Annotated in this window: 15 protein-coding genes and 1 pseudogene; 13 read left to right on the plus strand and 3 right to left on the minus strand. The window is 35.5% G+C overall.

The window, feature by feature from the left end:
• The first annotated feature begins 104 nt into the window (after positions 1–104).
• Together LXM54_RS10385 and LXM54_RS10390 are read left to right on the plus strand one after the other, a co-directional pair.
• Positions 105–611 carry a DinB family protein gene (locus LXM54_RS10385; RefSeq protein WP_233315114.1) on the plus strand — a complete coding sequence of 169 codons (507 nt, stop codon included), beginning with the start codon at positions 105–107 and terminating at the stop codon, positions 609–611.
• Positions 612–744: 133 nt separating this feature from the next.
• On the plus strand, positions 745–1,317 hold the full coding sequence (locus LXM54_RS10390) for a cysteine hydrolase family protein (RefSeq protein ID WP_233315115.1): 573 nt from the start codon (positions 745–747) through the stop codon (positions 1,315–1,317).
• A 305-nt stretch (positions 1,318–1,622) separates the two neighbouring features.
• Here the strand turns inward: LXM54_RS10390 and LXM54_RS10395 are convergent, their stop codons facing one another.
• Positions 1,623–2,084 (minus strand): MerR family transcriptional regulator, encoded by a 462-nt coding sequence (locus tag LXM54_RS10395; RefSeq protein ID WP_233315116.1) that lies wholly within the window; start codon positions 2,082–2,084, stop codon positions 1,623–1,625.
• 365 nt (positions 2,085–2,449) lie between these two features.
• On the opposite strand from LXM54_RS10395, the gene LXM54_RS10400 reads away from it, so the two are divergent.
• The 6 genes and pseudogenes from LXM54_RS10400 (at position 2,450) to LXM54_RS10425 (ending at position 7,072) form a co-directional block, all read left to right on the plus strand.
• Positions 2,450–3,301: an aldo/keto reductase gene (locus LXM54_RS10400; RefSeq protein WP_233315117.1), complete on the plus strand. Its 852-nt coding sequence runs from the start codon at positions 2,450–2,452 to the stop codon at positions 3,299–3,301.
• A 52-nt stretch (positions 3,302–3,353) separates the two neighbouring features.
• A complete protein-coding gene (locus LXM54_RS10405) occupies positions 3,354–4,364 on the plus strand; it encodes a quinone oxidoreductase family protein (RefSeq protein ID WP_233315118.1) in 1,011 nt (336 codons plus the stop codon).
• A 169-nt stretch (positions 4,365–4,533) separates the two neighbouring features.
• The gene (locus LXM54_RS10410) at positions 4,534–5,700 is read left to right on the plus strand and encodes an MFS transporter (protein ID WP_233315119.1); all 1,167 of its coding nucleotides are present in this window, start codon (positions 4,534–4,536) and stop codon (positions 5,698–5,700) included.
• 189 nt (positions 5,701–5,889) lie between these two features.
• On the plus strand, positions 5,890–6,099 hold the full coding sequence (locus LXM54_RS10415; RefSeq protein ID WP_233315120.1) for a cyclase: 210 nt from the start codon (positions 5,890–5,892) through the stop codon (positions 6,097–6,099).
• Positions 6,100–6,426: 327 nt separating this feature from the next.
• Positions 6,427–6,591, plus strand: a complete 165-nt coding sequence (locus tag LXM54_RS10420; RefSeq protein ID WP_233315121.1) for a hypothetical protein — start codon at positions 6,427–6,429, stop codon at positions 6,589–6,591.
• Positions 6,592–6,720: 129 nt separating this feature from the next.
• Positions 6,721–7,072, plus strand: a pseudogene (locus LXM54_RS10425) (glyoxalase superfamily protein).
• 657 nt (positions 7,073–7,729) lie between these two features.
• Here the strand turns inward: LXM54_RS10425 and LXM54_RS10430 are convergent.
• On the minus strand, positions 7,730–9,148 hold the full coding sequence (locus LXM54_RS10430; protein ID WP_233315122.1) for an MFS transporter: 1,419 nt from the start codon (positions 9,146–9,148) through the stop codon (positions 7,730–7,732).
• A gap of 608 nt (positions 9,149–9,756) precedes the next feature.
• Here LXM54_RS10430 and LXM54_RS10435 point away from each other — a divergent pair.
• Positions 9,757–10,989 carry an MFS transporter gene (locus tag LXM54_RS10435; protein WP_233315123.1) on the plus strand — a complete coding sequence of 411 codons (1,233 nt, stop codon included), beginning with the start codon at positions 9,757–9,759 and terminating at the stop codon, positions 10,987–10,989.
• Between the two features lie 12 nt (positions 10,990–11,001).
• On the plus strand, positions 11,002–12,471 hold the full coding sequence (locus LXM54_RS10440) for a glycoside hydrolase family 32 protein (protein WP_233315124.1): 1,470 nt from the start codon (positions 11,002–11,004) through the stop codon (positions 12,469–12,471).
• 41 nt (positions 12,472–12,512) lie between these two features.
• On the opposite strand, the gene LXM54_RS10445 is transcribed toward LXM54_RS10440, so the two are convergent.
• The gene (locus LXM54_RS10445) at positions 12,513–13,343 is read right to left on the minus strand and encodes a helix-turn-helix domain-containing protein (protein WP_233315125.1); all 831 of its coding nucleotides are present in this window, start codon (positions 13,341–13,343) and stop codon (positions 12,513–12,515) included.
• A gap of 151 nt (positions 13,344–13,494) precedes the next feature.
• On the opposite strand from LXM54_RS10445, the gene LXM54_RS10450 reads away from it, so the two are divergent.
• The 3 genes from LXM54_RS10450 (at position 13,495) to LXM54_RS10460 (ending at position 17,156) form a co-directional block, all read left to right on the plus strand.
• Positions 13,495–14,640, plus strand: coding sequence for a Gfo/Idh/MocA family protein (locus tag LXM54_RS10450; protein ID WP_233315126.1), 1,146 nt, complete (start codon positions 13,495–13,497; stop codon positions 14,638–14,640).
• Positions 14,637–15,530, plus strand: coding sequence for a sugar phosphate isomerase/epimerase family protein (locus tag LXM54_RS10455; protein WP_233315127.1), 894 nt, complete (start codon positions 14,637–14,639; stop codon positions 15,528–15,530). The genes LXM54_RS10450 and LXM54_RS10455 overlap by 4 nt, the downstream gene beginning before the upstream one ends.
• Before the next feature lie 132 nt (positions 15,531–15,662).
• A complete protein-coding gene (locus LXM54_RS10460; protein ID WP_267913345.1) occupies positions 15,663–17,156 on the plus strand; it encodes a sugar porter family MFS transporter in 1,494 nt (497 codons plus the stop codon).
• Positions 17,157–17,499 lie beyond the last annotated feature (343 nt).

The following is a 17,499-nucleotide window of genomic DNA, read 5'->3' on the forward strand; positions in this document are numbered from 1 at the left end:
ATTATGTCGGTACGAAATGGAAAATTAGTGTTTAGTGAAAAGCTTCATTTATGTATAATAAGAAGAATATTCAGTTATTATCTTTATAAGTGGGGGATAGTGAGATGGACAAACAGGAATATGAGTGGGTAAAACAAACAAGGCAGATTTTACTAGACCAGTGTAAAGAATTGAATGAAGCTGATTTTACAAAAGAGTTTGGATTTGGATTTCAAAATATAAAAGATTCCTTAGTTCATGTCGCGGGTTGTTATCATGCTTGGTTAGGTTCTTTTGTGCTTGCCAAAACGGATGCACCATTATTATCAAAGGAAGCAATCAAGGAAATGAAAATGGAAAATATCCAACATTATTTTCAGCAGGCAAATATATATGTAGATAATGTTTTCGATCAATTCGCTGATAGAAATAATGAACTGATCGTTAAAGAGCCTTCTTGGAAAGTAGGCAGTGGGGTTATAAGAAAATCGCCACACCAATTACTATGCCATTCTATTACACATGAATTTCATCATAAGGGGCAAATTGTAGCAATGCTGCGGTTACTCGGTTATTTACCTAATAATACAGATATTTTGGGACTATCTGAAAAGGAATTTTCATTTAAATAGTTTTAAAGAAAATCACCTAACAGAAATAAGTGCTAAAGGCAGCAATGATATTTTTCTTATTACATAAGATGGTAGGTTAAATGAACAAAAGTGATTTAAAATGTAGTGAAAATTAATGATAGGAGGATATCTTATGGAGGAAAAGAAAAAAGCTTTAATTATAGTCGATGTGCAAAAAGCTTTCGATAATAAAAAGTGGGGAGAACGTAACAACCTTAATGCAGAAGAAAACATTAGTAAGATACTAAAATTATGGAGAGAACAAGAATGGTTAGTAATACATATACAACATACATCTGATAATCCTAATTCAGTATTTCATCATAAAAATGAGGGGTTTGCTATTAAAGAAATCGTTAAACCTATTGATAAAGAAGTAATAATAAATAAGAAAGTAAACAGTAGCTTTATTGGTACAAATTTAGAAGAGATTTTAATAGAAAATGAAATAAAAACAGTTGTAATTACTGGTTTAACTACACCTCATTGTGTATCTACAACTACAAGAATGAGTGGTAACTTAGGTTTCGATACATACCTGATTTCAGATGCAACAGCTGCCTTTGGTTTAAAGGACCAAAATGAGATATATTATGATGCAGAAGCTATTCATAATATATCTCTAGCTACATTGCACGAAGAATTTGCCACAATACTTACAACAGATAAATTGATAAACGAGTTCTTTTCTAGGCATATGTACTAAAAAATGCATTCTTTTCATAAAAGGGAGCGTCTTTTCTAGTACAATTAGAGCAGAATTCCTGTAATACAAAAATGTAGGATAAAAACATTCCTGTATCTGATATATTCATCAAGCCTGCACTAATTAGTTGGCACTTTATTTATTCTTTTCTGCTGCTTTAGCTTTATAAAATGTTAAATTTAAGAATAAGTGTTTGTTTATTGAGAGATTTATAGTGTATGGGCATCATAAAGAAAAAGTCGATATTCCATAGGAACATCGACTTTTAACTATTAATGGATAATTTATATTATAAATAATTCTTTCTAATCAGCAATCTTAGCCTCATTAACGGGTTGACAAGATTGGCTGTCACTCTTTGGCAATCTACCATTATGCCAAAGGGCAGGGTTCGTATCATCTGGAATAACCTGATTCATAATATTACGGTAGTGCTTTTCTTTATTTAGAATATATTCGGCCATTAATTTTGCTTCTTCTAATTGCTTCAGGACCAGTTCTTTTTGCTTCAATATTATTTCAAAACGTTCCGGAATAGTAGAATCACCTTCCAAACAGAGCTCAACATATTTCTTTATATCATCAACTGACATTCCACTCTTTTTTAAGTTTTTTGCCCCTCTAAGCCAATTTATAGAATCATCCTTAAAGATGCGATTATTATTTTTATCTCGCTGTAGATTAGGAACTAACCCCTTATCTGTATAGTAACGTACAGTGTGGGAGGTTATATCAAGTAATTTAGCAACTTCTTTTACCGTATACATATATTAAAAAACTCCTTTTCTTTAAATTTAGGTTAATTTATATTATTGACTTCGTGTAACACGAAGGTGATATTGTAACGATACTCAGAATTTCAATCTTGTAATACCTATATAAATATAAAAAATACTATCTTTTCTTGACTTCGAGTAACACGAAGCTGGTAAGGTAATGATACTCAGGATTTCCAATCTTGTAAATACCTAAATCGATTTAAAAAATGCTATCTCTTTCTTGACTTCGTGTTACACGAAGGAATTATATTTAAAGCTGTTCAAAGAATCTGATAGTAAAATTTCGCAATAAAACATGCAAGAGTAAAGGATTTACTTTGAATAAATCAGAGACTATTTTTGGAGGTTTTAGTATGCAAAAAGTGACTTTAAATAATGGTGTTGAAATGCCTTTACTCGGATTTGGAGTTTGGCAGATCCCAGATGCTGAAGAATGTGAACAGGCAGTTTACGATGCACTTATTGCTGGTTATCGTCTAATTGATACTGCAGCTGCTTATGAAAATGAAGAAGCGGTCGGGAGAGCTATCATACGCAGTGGAGTGCCTAGAGAGGAAATATTTGTTACAACAAAACTGTGGGTTCAGGATGCTGGTTTTGAGCGTGCAAAAATAGCTTTTGAAAAATCATTGGATAGGCTGCAATTGGACTATATAGATTTATATTTGATTCACCAGCCATTTGGGGATATATACGGATCTTGGCGTGCGATGGAGGAATTGTATGCACAAGGAAAAGTTAAAGCAATAGGCGTAAGTAATTTCCAGATGGATCGTTTAGTAGATTTGATTTGTCATAACGATATTGTTCCAGTTCTAAACCAAATTGAAACCCATCCATTTTACCACCAATTGGAAAGTGAAAAAATTATGAAAGAATACAATATCCAGATGGAGTCTTGGGGTCCGCTTGCTCAAGGTAAAAATAACATTTTTCAAAATGAAATTTTAGTTACATTAGCTAATAAGCATAAAAAGTCTGTTGCTCAAGTAATTTTAAGGTGGTTAACACAAAGGGGAATTGTTGTGATTCCAAAGTCTGTTCACAAGGAACGAATTATCGAAAACTTTCGTATTTTTGACTTTGAATTAAGCCAAGACGATATGGACGCAATTTCAACTTTAGATACAAATACGAGTCTATTTCCTTCCAAAAACAATCCAAATATTGTGAAGCAATTTGCCAATTGGAAATTTGATATTTAATTTAATTTTCTCTGAAATAGAGAAAGACTTAGCCATGAAAGGATAGATTTATATGAAAGCAATAATGTTAAGAGAAACAGGGGAACCAAGTCAATTAAAGTTACAAGATATAGAAAAGCCAAAACCGGGTCCGAATGATGTCATCGTTCGATTACAAGCGGCATCTCTTAACCGAAGAGATCTTATGGTTGTAAAAGGGCAATACCCAGGGATGAAACTGCCAGCTATTCTTGGTTCCGACGGTGCAGGAAAGGTCGTCGAGGTTGGAGGCGAAGTTCAAAATGTCTTTATTGGTGACGAAGTCATTATAAACCCTGGAATAAACTGGGGAAATGATAAAGATAAAAAAAGTACCGACTTCCAAGTTCTTGGTAATCCAACTGACGGAACATTCGCTCAATATGTAAAGATATCAGTGGAAAATGTTTACGCAAAACCTACTCATTTATCTTGGGAAGAGGCAGCAGCACTACCACTCGCTGGCTTAACTGCCTACCGTGCTCTAATCACGAAAGGTAAAGTGAAGAAGGGGGAAACCGTACTTATTCCAGGTGTTGGCGGAGGCGTAGCTACTTTTCTTGTTCAGTTTGCAGCTGCATTAGGAGCAAAAGTTTACGTAACATCAAGCAAAGAAGAAAAGATAGAAAAGGCTAAAGAATTTGGTGCGGTGGGAGGTGTCAACTACACAGCAGATGATTGGTCGGAGAAATTAGAGAAATTAACTGGTGGTATTGACCTATCTATTGACAGTATTGGTGGAGATTCGTTTTCAACCTTAGTGTCACTTGGGAAAATTGGTAGTAGAATTGTCAGTTTTGGAGCAACGAGAGGTGCAGTACCGAATTTATTCCTTCCAAGTATGACTGTAAAGGAGATGTCCCTGATAGGTTCTACAATGGGAAGTCCCCAAGACTTTGCTGAGATGCTTAAATTTGTTGAAGAACACCAAATTCATCCTATTTTGGACGAAACTCTTTCGTTGGAACAGCTACCAGAGGGATTATTCAAAATGGAACAGGGAGAAAACTTTGGGAAAATCGTTTTAACTATTCCACAAGATTAAAAAAATATCCAGTATATAAATGATTTATAACTAAGTATAAATAGAAGGCTCACATGAAATATGCTTTAAACCATAAGCTGGAATCATTTCCGGTCCGCTAATATTAGTTAGCGAAAATTTATTTATAAAAATATCAAATGAAATTTTTTGTTAAAAAGGGAGTACTATTTTGGAGAAACATACTAAACTACTTATTTTTATTTTAGCATTTGGAGTATTTGGGGTATTGAACACGGAGATGGGTGTAATCGGTATTTTACCTTTACTGGCAGAGCATTACGGAATTTCTGTCACAAGAGCCGGATTGTTGGTTAGTCTGTTTGCACTTGTTGTTGCTATTACAGGTCCAGTATTACCAGTTTTATTTTCAGGTATTAATCGTAAAAAGGTAATGCTTATTTCTTTAGGAGTATTTGTAGTCGGCACTGTTTTTTCTATTTTTGCAACTAATTTTAACATTGCATTAGTCGCTCGTATAATTCCTGCATTTTTTCATCCAATCTATTGTTCATTGGCATTAACAATTGCAGCTACGGCAGGGGATGAAAAGGAAGCTCGGAAAGCAATAACCATTATTGTTATGGGAGTTTCTGCAGGTATGGTGCTTGGTGTACCTATCACTACATTTATTGCAAGTATGGCTTCAATTGAAATGGCGTTACTGTTTCCTGCTGCTTTAAATGCAGTAGCATTTTTATTAACTTTGTTCTTAGTACCTTCTATGCCAGTTGCAGGGAAAACATCTTACGGAAAGCAGTTAAGCGTATTGAAAAGACCAGTTACATGGTTAAGCATTTTTACGATTATTTTTCTAACCGCCGCAGTTGCTGGAACGAATAGTTTTACCTCTGAATACTTGACTAGTGTTACACAAGTATCTGGGAAAACTTTAAGCCTAGTACTCTTTTTATTCGGTGCAGCAAGTATCGTTGGAAATCTTCTGGCTGGGAATTTTCTTACTAAAAGTGCAATCAAAACAGCCATTATTTTTCCGATAGTAATGGCATTAATTTTCATCGTATGGTTTTTTGTAGGAGAGCTTCTAGTTCCGATGGCAATAATTATGATTATATTCGGCATTTTGTTCTCCATTCAAAATAATTTGAACCAATATTGGATAACTTCTGCTGCACCAGAAGCACCAGAGTTTGCTAATGGATTATTCGTCTCGGGCTCTAACTGGGGAATAAGTATTGGAACTGCTGTAGGAGGCTTATTCATTACAGGCATTGGGATAGAATATATTGTTTGGGGAGGAATATTGTTCTTAGTGTTAAGTTTGGTGACTATTTTACTGAGAGGTTATATTTCTAAACCAGCTAAAAAACTGTCATAAATAATGTAGGCTACATTTGTAAAAATATTAATTAGAAAATGGCGATTCTTATAGATGAGGATCGCCATTTATCGTGGGTTATGAAATATTATGCCTTAATTGAGTTAGGATAGCTGTAAAAAGTCATTGTTTTACTTTATAAGAATATATATAATATCGACACAAAACTAACTAGAGGTGGATATAAAAATGGATAAAAGAGTCCAATTCGACTTTGAAATCGATTTTACTAATGGCGGTGGTTTACAAGGACAGGATTTTCGTCTCGATATCCATGGAGATGACATTTCTGATGATGAGTTAGCGAAATATATCGTAGAGGATATGAGGTTGCTAATGGTTGGAAAAGTCAGGATACTCAACAAAAAAATAATTAATGAAAAACACAAGCGAAAATAAGAACCAGCTGCTATAATAGGCGGCTGGTTCTTATTTTACTATGAAAGGGTAAGTTTGTTGAAGAAGGAATATTTGTTTAACTTTCAGTGTTGTCTTTCACTTTGTTCTGAATTTACAAATGTAAACTTCCATTTAGTTGATGTAATTCCGCTTAATTCAGCAATATAATGGATTTTTAAAAACAAAAAGCTTTTCTTTTTAACATGTGAAGCAAATAATTTTCTCATGCTGTTGGGATTTTTTGATTAGGTTGACGAGGAAGCCCTATTTTTATAAATTAAAAAGGAAGTTAAAATAAAAGATAAAAAGCGTTTGAAAGGAGTTCCTATGAAGAAAATTATTTCTATTGTGTTGATAGCTATTATAGTTGTGTCTATTTCATATTATTCATTTTCGAAAGAATCCAATGATAAAACAGAAAGTGTCATAACAGATAAAAATGGGAATTTAATTGAACCAATTAGTAGTGATAACAATAATATTGGACATTGATAGAAATTCCCCTTATAGTGTCTGTCAACGAGGAGCATTAAGGAGTTGACGAATGCAAAACTCGATTAATTCTTATCAATATGTATGTAAGTTTGGGTCTTTATCTAGTGTGCACAAAAGGAATAATATATGATTATACCTATCTTTCGTGTTTTGATATTGAAAAAGTTTATTCGTTTTATATAAATTATTTAGGATTTAGAATAGATTGGGAACATAAATATTCGGAAAATATGCCAGTATATCTCCAAATTTCTTTAAATGATATAGTTATACATCTATCTGAACATAATGGAGACTCTTCTCCAGGGAGTTCAATTAGAATTAAAATTAATGATTTAAAAAATTTTCATTCCTTACTATCAAGAAAAGAATATCCATAATCTAATTCAGCTATTGAAAAATGCCTTGGAACACTATCGAATTAACAGTTATTGACCCTTTTTCAAATAGAATTACATTTTATGAGGAAATTGAGTAACAGAACAGTTCAGAAAAACTAATCATGTAAATCTTGTGAAATTTAAAGAAGGGATCCATGAATTAAGAAGGGTTCTTCCTTGTTATCTTGAATGGATAAAAGCTAAAAAGCGGGATTTCCTTTTAGACAGAAAAAAGAAGGATTTAATAGTTGTTTTTCAACAGTTAGTGATAGAAGGAATTGTCAGAGTAAGATAGAATACATATGGTTAGAATAACTAAGGAATAGAGGATTTTGGATAAGTGGATAGACAACGAGCCCTTTTTTATGGATTTATATTGGTGTAGTTTTATTAATTACTCCCGTACCTCATGTATTATATTGGATGGATGATAATGAAGAAGTATTTCGTTATTTTGGATTATTTATATCTGTAATCTGTGCTGTCCCATTAATTTTTGATGTTGCTAGAGTATATAAAAATATTCTTAAGAGGTATAGTTAACGAGAAAATGAAGAAAAGCTGTCCGTTATGGGCAGCTTTTCTTCATTCCCTAAAAGAGGGTAAACTGTTTAAATAGTTGCCTTGCATTACTATTTAAACAGTCCAATAAATATGCTCTTACAGGAATTCAACTCAAAAAAGCACCAGCAAAATGCTGATGCTTTAATTCTGTTGAGAGTTCTATCCAGTTGATAAATGGAACCAATAGATTGTTAATAAAGTTTGTTTTCTTCTTGTTCAGCCTTCCACCATAGGGCATCTGCTGGATTCTCAATAACTTCTTTATAATCAGACTTTGTAGCAACTGTTGGGTAAGATCCTTTTAAGGATTTTCCTGTTGTACTCTTAAATAAGAATAGAATTACAAAGAATCCGATAAGGCTTATGATTGTTAAGTACCAGGCAGGTGCTAAGTTATTGCCTGTTTGGTGAACGAGCCAGGTGGAAACTAATGGTGTAGTACCACCAAATATAGAAACTGAGACATTAAATGTTACAGATAGTGTTCGGTAGCGTATATCGGTATGGAACATTGCTGGTAGCGAACCAGGCATGGAGCCTTCATAGGTTGCAAGCAGTACACCCAGAATTAGAATACCTAATGAAATAAATATTAGGCCACTCATGTTTACGAAATAAAAAGCTAGCGCCGATAAAAGGGTCAAACCGCCTAAACCGATTAAGAAGACTTTTTTATTACCAATATTATCACTTAGCTTACCGAATAGTAATGTGAGTGGCACCATGATGACCATCACAAGTGTAATTAATATAGTACCGGTAGTGCTTGATAAACCAATAATTTCGTTTAAATAGGAAGGCATATAGGATAATAACATATAATTGGTAACATTAAAGAAGGCTACAGATACGAAACAGACAATAATATCTTTTTTATGATTTTTTAGTATAGAGAAGAAGCTTTCTTCTGTTTGTTCTTGAGCATCCGTAGTAGAAATTTCATTTTCAAAAATAGGTGATTCCTCTAGGTTCTTTCTCAAATACAATCCAACAAATCCTAGTGGTAAACCAAGCAAGAATGGAATTCTCCAACCCCATGAGGCCATTTGTTCATCTGATAAGGTGATAAAGAGTATGCTTGCTACGAGTGAAGCTAATATATATCCTGCAAGGGTACCAATTTCTAATCCGCTTCCGAGGATGCTGCGCTTATTGTCAGGAGATGATTCAGCAATATAGACCATTGCACCGGCATATTCGCCTCCAGTTGAAAAGCCTTGAATAATTCTTGCGACTAATAACAGGATAGGAGCCCATATTCCAATTTGATCATAAGTAGGTAATAAACCAATCAATAAGGTCGAAAAGGCCATTAAAATAATGGTTGTAGTTAAGACGACTTTTCTTCCGGCTTTATCACCAATTTTACCAAAGATAATACCGCCTAAAGGTCGCATTAAGAAGGCAATTGCAAATGTGGCAAAAGTAAATACTAATTTTAACTCGTCATTTTGTACTGCACTAAAAAAGTTCTGACTAATAATAACAGCTAAGTAGGAATATAAACCAAAATCAAACCATTCCATTGCATTTCCTACTCCTGTAGCAAACACACTTTTCTTCGCTGTTTGAATATCTACAATGTTAATCTTCTTCTTGTTAAATTTCATTTTTTCAACTCCGTGATGTGCGGTTATACAAAAATAACAGATTAGTTCAATCTAGTGTTACTCATGTATCATATTGTGGGGAAAAGCATTTGAGGTAAACTGAAAGCACAAATAATTAATATAGTGCCAAATTCGTCAGGTCAAACTAACACTGATCTCAAGTGATTAGTTGTTTCCCTCCTTTCATTTTTTTATAATCCTAACGATTTCTAAACCTTGCTATCATTCACTACAATAAATCTGCTTATATAACCTATATTTTTTGTCTCATACTAAATACCCGAACAGATTTTACTTTAAACATAATGGAATATTACAAAGACTTTTTAGGAAATAAGATTCTTTATAATATAGGACTTAAAATACTGTGGTTTAGCCATTTTGAAGTTAATAATGGAACCAAATAAAAATTAAAACTTTTTCTCAAGTAGGGAAGTAAGTTGAACATTTACCATAACTTTAGATGTTTCGATATTAGTAGACCTAAAACTAATTTAAGAAAAATCTATGTCAACCCGTTGACATATGAAACCGGTTGACATAAAATGATGTTGAAAGTGCTTTCAATTTAGATTTGTACTCCATTACATCAAAAAGGGGAAATTGAAATGAATGGTTCAAAACGATTGTATTGGCAATTAAGTGCTTATTTTTTCTTTTTCTTTTTCACTTGGTCTTCTAGTTATTCCTTATTTTCCATTTGGTTAGGTCAAGAAATAAACTTAAACGGAGCAGAAACTGGCATTATCTTTTCTGTAAACGCTATCTTCGCTTTATGTATGCAGCCCATATACGGATATATTTCAGATAAAATTGGTCTGAAGAAAAATATTCTGTTTTTCATTAGCTTGCTGCTTGTTTTTGTTGGTCCGTTTTATATTTATGTTTACGGACCATTATTACAATTTAATGTGCTATTAGGGGCAGCGGTTGGGGGCCTTTATCTTGGAACAGCCTTTTTAGCCGGCATCGGTGCAATTGAGTCTTATATTGAAAAGATTGGCCGGAAATATCAGTTTGAGTATGGCAAATCGAGAATGTGGGGCTCGCTGGGGTGGGCCGCAGCTACTTTCTTTGCCGGGCAGCTGTTTAATGTTAACCCGAACATCAACTTTTGGATTGCCTCTGTGTCTGCGGTCATCCTCGTTGCAATCATTTTATCTGTAAGAGTAGAGATGACTCATCATGAAATGGAAAGAGCCGACTCTGTTACCTTGAAAGATGTAGGACAGCTGTTTCTCTTAAAAGATTTCTGGTTTTTAATGATGTATGTTGTTGGTGTCACTTGCGTTTACAGTGTATATGATCAACAATTTCCAATCTATTATTCTTCTTTGTTTGCATCTGAAGCCCTTGGTAATCAAGTGTTTGGCTATTTAAATTCATTCCAAGTGTTTTTGGAAGCAGGAATGATGTTCTTAGCTCCATTTCTTGTGAATAAGCTTGGAGCGAAACGAAGTTTATTGCTGGCAGGTTTTTTGATGGCTTTCCGCATCATTGGCTCCGGTATTGTAATAGGTCCAATTGGAATTTCTTCGATGAAGTTAATTCATGCAGTGGAGCTGCCAATCATGTTAATTGCTATCTTTAAATATTTAGCTGCGAATTTTGACACTAGATTGTCATCAGTCTTATATTTAGTCGGCTTTCAATTTGCATCTCAAGTCGGTGCATCGATTCTATCTCCTTTGGCCGGCAGATTATATGACAGTATTGGATTTAGACAGTCCTATTTATTAATGGGATTATTGGTGCTCGTATTTTCGATTATTTCGATCTTCACATTACTCAATTCGAATAAAACGATAAATAATAAGAAAAAACTGCAAATAGTTAATTAGGAGGAATTGTACATGTTAACAACTAATAAGCTTCAACTAGCGCAAGAAGCCATCGAAAAGGCAAAGCAGCAAATGAATTCCCGCTACAGATTAGGCTATCATATTATGGCGCCTGCAAATTGGATAAATGATCCGAATGGTTTAGTCCAATATAAAGGGGAATATCATGTGTTTTATCAGCATCATCCATTTGATGAAAACTGGGGTCCGATGCATTGGGGCCATGTGAAAAGCAAGGATTTAGTTCATTGGGAGCACTTGCCAATTGCCCTTGCACCAACAGAAGCATACGAAAAAGATGGTTGTTTTTCTGGAAGTGCTGTTGATGATAATGGCATTCTTACCTTGATTTACACAGGCAATATATTTATAGACAAAGAGAAAGATATTCTCGATCAGTCCCAATGTATTGCTACTAGCACAGATGGCATTCACTTTACAAAAGACACCGCAAATCCGGTAATATCCAAGCATCCTGAAGAAGGATCTGGTCATTTCCGTGACCCTAAAGTATGGAAGTATGAGGACTTCTGGTATATGATATTAGGCACAAGAAAGGAAGATACCGGCAAAGTTGTTTTATATAAATCAAGTGATCTACGAGAGTGGCAATATATTGGCGTATTAGCAGAGAGTGATGGATCACTAGGTTATATGTGGGAATGTCCAGACTTCTTTGAGCTTGGAGGAAAGCATGTACTATTATTCTCTCCGCAAGGCATGGAGGCACAAGGTGAATTATATAATAATATCTTCCAAACAGGCTATATAGTTGGAGATTACAGTTATGAAACAAATAGCTTTGAAGCAGATGATTTCACAGAACTGGATAATGGCCATGACTTTTATGCAGTGCAAACATTTTTAGATGACAAAGGCCGCCGCATTGCGATTGGCTGGATGGATATGTGGGAATCGATTATGCCGACAAAGGAAGACGGCTGGTGCGGCGCCTTAACACTTCCCCGCGAGTTAACACTTGATCAAAATAACAAAATCCTCATGAAACCAGTAGAGGAATTGTCATTGCTGCGAACAACAGAGCAAAAGGTGTGCACAAACAAACATCTAGCTGAAAGCTATCTCGTTGAAGCAAATAATGATCTTATGGAATTAAAGCTTGATATTGATTTAACAAAAACAGCAGCACAAACAGTGGGCGTGAAAATCCGCGGCATCAATCAAGAGGAAACCTTGATAAAATATGAAACGAAAGAACAGAAGCTAGTGTTAGATGTGTCTAAAGCTGGAAAAAGCGAAGATGGAGTAAGAGGCACTACACTTAAAGCTGACACACAACTTTCACTAAGGGTGTTTATCGACAGATCCTCTATCGAAGTATTCGCAAATGATGGACAAGTGACAATGACAAGCCGTATATATCCTAACGAAGCAAAACTAGGGTTTGAACTTTTTGCAGAAAATGGAGCAGCTGAAGTAATCGATTTTACTTATTGGGAATTGAAAGATATATGGGAATAATAATAGAAGGAACAAGTGTATACCACTTGTTCCTTCTTTCTTTAAAACGGCAGATTTCTAAACTTCTTTGGTGTTAATTCTGTATGCTCTTTAAAAATTTTTATGAAATGAGGCACACTGTTAAATCCACATTCAAATGTGATTTCCTGAATAGATAAGTCTGTGTTGTGCAAGAGCTCTTTGGCATGATTAATGCGGAAGTTAATTAAATATTGATAGGGAGAACAGTTCAAATGTTTTTTAAATACTCGTGAAAAATGATATGGACTTAATCCTGCACAATCGGCAATGTCCTGAAGCTTAATTTGGTTAGGAAAGGAGCTTTCTATGTAATTAATCGCCTCTAAGATAGATTTGAACTGCAAGGAATCCACTTCACTCGATTTCTTTTTTAATTCATACAATATCTTATGTATATAAATAGATACAGCATCCTCTTCTACATGATTTTCTTTGGCTGCATGGAGAATACTAGTCATATAGTCTTGAATTACATAATTGTTTGCAATCGAAAAAACACATCCTCCTGCTTCATATAGGAGATTATAATAATCTTCACTCGCATTACCAGAGAAATGAATCCAATCAAATACAGTTTCCTCTTCGGCCTGATATTTATGTGGTTTATAGCAATTCAGAAACACAAACGAGTTTTCTGAGGCGGTATATTCCTTTCCCTCATAAAAGATTCTCATTTTTCCCTTCTTTACAATCATAAATAGATAGCTGTTCCAATTGTTCCGCTCTACGATATATTCGTTACTGCAGCAGAACGTACCAGAGTAAGATAAATAGAAAAGTGCATCTTTCGCGAAATCACTAGGTGTATGAAAATACATTTTTGATTGTGATAAGACTCCTTTTTCCACCATATAAAACTTCCTCCTACATATCTTTTACACGCATTATAAAGACAGCAAGAATATTACATTATTTAGCAATATCCTATAATGACATTGTAAATAGAGTTTATTAATATGTACATAAGGAAAGCAAAAATAAACAATAAAGGAGTTAAATAACATGGAAATTAGAATTGGACTGATTGGTGCAGGTTGGATGGGGAAGGCTCATACGAACTCATTTGTAAACGCTTTATTGGACTTTGGTCCTGAATATGGCAAGCCAATTTTTGAAGTTGTATCAGATGTTAGTGCAGAAGCAGCTCAAAAAGCAAGTGAGACATTAGGCTATTCTAGATGGACAACAAACTGGCAGGACGTAGTCACTGACGAACATATTGACATCGTTGATATTGCGACACCAAATGCATTTCACTATGAAATTGCAAAGGCTGCACTAGAGAACGGCAAGCATGTATACTGTGAAAAACCTTTAACTCTATCAAGTGAACAATCATTAGAGCTTGCGGAAATTGCGAAGGCTAAAGGAGTCGTCAACTATGTTGGCTACAATAATGTGATGAATCCAGCCAGTGCTTATATAAAAGAACTAGTAGACACTGGGAAACTAGGCGACATCGTCGGCTTCTTCGGAACGTATGCACAAGATAGCCTGCTTGACCCAAATTTGCCTATTACGTGGAGACATATTAATAAGTATTCTGGTTCTGGCGCACTAGGTGATTTAGGCTCCCACTTGTTAAGTGTTTCCCAGTTTATTTTGGGAAATATTGAAAGCGTTAATGCAACAGCGAAAACTATATTTAAACAAAGACCTTCATCTCCTGGTTCTTTAACTTTAGCAGAAGTAGAAAATGAAGATATTATTGCAATCCTAACAAACTATGAAAATGGAGCAGTCGGCACAATTTCTTCGAGCCGGATTGCAGCAGGAAGAAAAAATTACTTAACATATGAAATCCAAGGAACAAAAGGCACTGTTCACTATTCTTTAGAACGTATGAATGAAGTAAACGTGTATTTCACATCAGATAATAGTGCAGACAGAGGTTTCCGAACAGTATTTTTAGGTCCAGATCATAAAGGCTATAGTGCATTTTATCCAGCAGCTGGTATTGCAATCGGTTATAACGATATGAAAGTGCTTGAAGCACACGAATTGCTGTCAGCACTATCAAAAGGCACTGCCTATGCTTGTGATTTTGAATTTGGCGCACAAATTGATAAAACAGTTGATGCCATTCTAGCATCAGCAGTACAGCAGCAATGGGTTCGTGTGAATGAAGTGGGAGGTGTAATCGCATGAATATTAAAATAGGAACAGCACCAGACTCCTGGGGAGTATGGTTTCCCGAAGATGAAAAGCAAGTGCCGTGGGAACGGTGCTTAAATGAAATGGAAGAGGCAGGCTATGAGGGGATTGAGCTTGGACCATGGGGCTATCTTCCGAATAATTATCAGCAATTAAAGCAAGAGCTTGAGAAACGCAACTTAACCCTGACAGCAACAACATTAGTTGGTGATCTTACTTCTGAGAAAAAAACACAGGAAATGATTGCTCTACTCGATGAAATGGCAGAGCTTCAGCTGAAGTTTCCAACTGCGAAATATGTAGTGTTAATCGATGATTGTTATACAGATTTGTTTTCAGGCGAACTTATCCGTCCGCAAATATTAAACGATGACGAATGGAGCTCATTTATCCGCAATGTAGAACAAATAAAAAACCATGCAAAATTAAGATACGGCTTGGAAGTAGTGTTTCATCCACATGCACAAAGTCATATTGAGACAGAGGAGCAAATCGAAAGACTTCTGCATGACACAGATATAAATCTATGCTTAGATACAGGACATCATGCATATGCAGATGGTGAACCAGTTGCGTTCATGCGCAAACACCATGCTCGTATTCCATACCTTCACATTAAAAGCTGTGATCTCAAGGTAAGAGAAAGAATGCAAATAGAGGGCTGGTCCTTTGCTAAAGCAGTGAGTGAGGATATTATGTGTGAACCTGAATTAGGTGTAGTCGATATGGAGGCTTTCTTTAAAACTTTGCAGGACATAAACTATAATGGGTGGGCAGTTGTCGAACAGGATATGTATCCTGCACCATTTGATAAGCCATTTCCAATTGCAAAGCGGACAAGTGAATACTTAAAAACTATTACTAACGTAATTAATACCAAATAAACAGTTCTTTACAACTCTATCATAAAGAAGATCCATCATATGATAGAGTTGTAAAGCTAAGAAAGCATCCGTTTTATTTGATTATTTTTGAAAGCGGATACAAACACTCTGGCGAAAAAGGAGGAATGGGCAATGGATAATGCAAAGTTGTCTAATCATTACTCGATGGAGACAGGAAAGGGTAATAAAGATCCAAAAAAAAATCTCCGGTTAATTACGATTGTAGCGACCTTTGGAGGATTGTTGTTTGGTTATGATACAGGTGTAATTAACGGTGCACTGCCATTCATGGCTCAGCCTGACCAGCTTAACTTAACTCCTTTTACAGAAGGTTTGGTCGCAAGTTCACTTGTTTTGGGAGCGGCAATTGGTTCCATCTTCGGAGGCCGGCTCTCAGATACTAGGGGACATCGAAAAACGATTCTTTATTTAGCGATCTTATTCTTCTTCGCAGCGCTTGGCTGTGTTATCGCTCCAAATACAACCATCATGATTTCATTCCGATTTCTGTTAGGGCTAGCTGTAGGCGGAGCATCCGTTATCATCCCCTCTTATCTTGCAGAAATGTCACCAGCAGAACGACGCGGCAGATTAGTAACACAAAATGAATTAATGATTGTCACTGGTCAATTTCTTGCCTATGTTTTTAATGCTGTTATCGGAAATACCTTTGACGAAGCAGGACATGTCTGGCGATATATGCTAGTGATTGCTACACTACCAGCCGTTGCCTTATGGTTAGGTGTTCTTATATTGCCAGAAAGCCCACGCTGGCTCGCATCAAAAGGGAGAATAGCAGAAGCACTGCATACACTAAAACAAATTCGTGAAGGAATTTCGGCTGAGAAAGAATTAAAAAGTATTCAAGCAAGTATCGAAGAAATGAAAAATACCAAAAAAGTTACCTTTAAAGATTTAGGCATTCCATGGATTAGAAGAATCGTTGTCCTTGGAATAGGAATCGGAGCGATTTCACAATTAGTAGGCATTAATTCAATCATGTACTATGGCACACAAATTCTCCAAAACTCTGGCTTTGGAACAAAGGCAGCATTAATCGGAAATGTCGCAAATGGCTTAATTTCCTTAGTAGCCGTCATTATTGGCATGTCCATCATGCATAAGGTAAATAGACGCTCTATGTTTCTGACAGGATTAATTGGTGTTACCGCAGCTCTCCTTTCAATCGGAATTTCCACACTGCTTCTTGCGGATTCCCCAATGCTGCCATATGTCGTCCTTTCTATGACATGTTTATATTTAGCGTTCTTCCAAGGAGCAGTCGGTCCAATGACATGGCTCACCTTATCAGAGATATTTCCAGCCAGAATCCGAGGAATAGGGATGGGGATGGCAGTCTTGTTTCTCTGGCTTTTCAATTTTTTAGTTGGTTTATTCTTCCCCGTACTATTAGACAGTGTTGGCTTATCGGCAACCTTCTTCCTTTTCGCCGTATTTGCGGTTGGAGGGATTGTGTTTATAGGAAAGTATTTACCGGAAACAAGAGGATTGTCGCTGGAGCAGATTGAGGAGAATTTTATCGGGATTAAAGGATCTTATAATTGTTATTTAGAGTTGCATCTGAATGGATGCAGCTCTATTTTTTGTATTCATGCAAGCTATTAAAATACTTTGTTAAATAATCTGACAAGTTGCTTGCCTGTAAAGAAGGAATAAATTACGATGAATTGCAAATACATCGACTTATTTACCTTTCATTTGAACGAAAATCCCAGAATAACTAGGTACGTCTTAGAGAATGCTCCGAAGAAGTTGCAACATACTAGGCTAGCGATTTTTCTGTTTATAACAAGGTAGCCGCCGAATAGGTAAAAGGTGAATTGCATAACAGGCTGTCAAGGTGATGGAAAACTTGAAAAAGACTTGGACAGCTGTAACACACAGATGTTTTCTTCAGAGAGATTAATGCGGTAAGCATAATTCATAGTAATACTTTCATGGAGGATTG

Source organism: Bacillus sp. Au-Bac7 (genome assembly GCF_021341655.1).
In the GTDB taxonomy this organism is placed as follows: Bacteria; Bacillota; Bacilli; order Bacillales; family Cytobacillaceae; genus Niallia.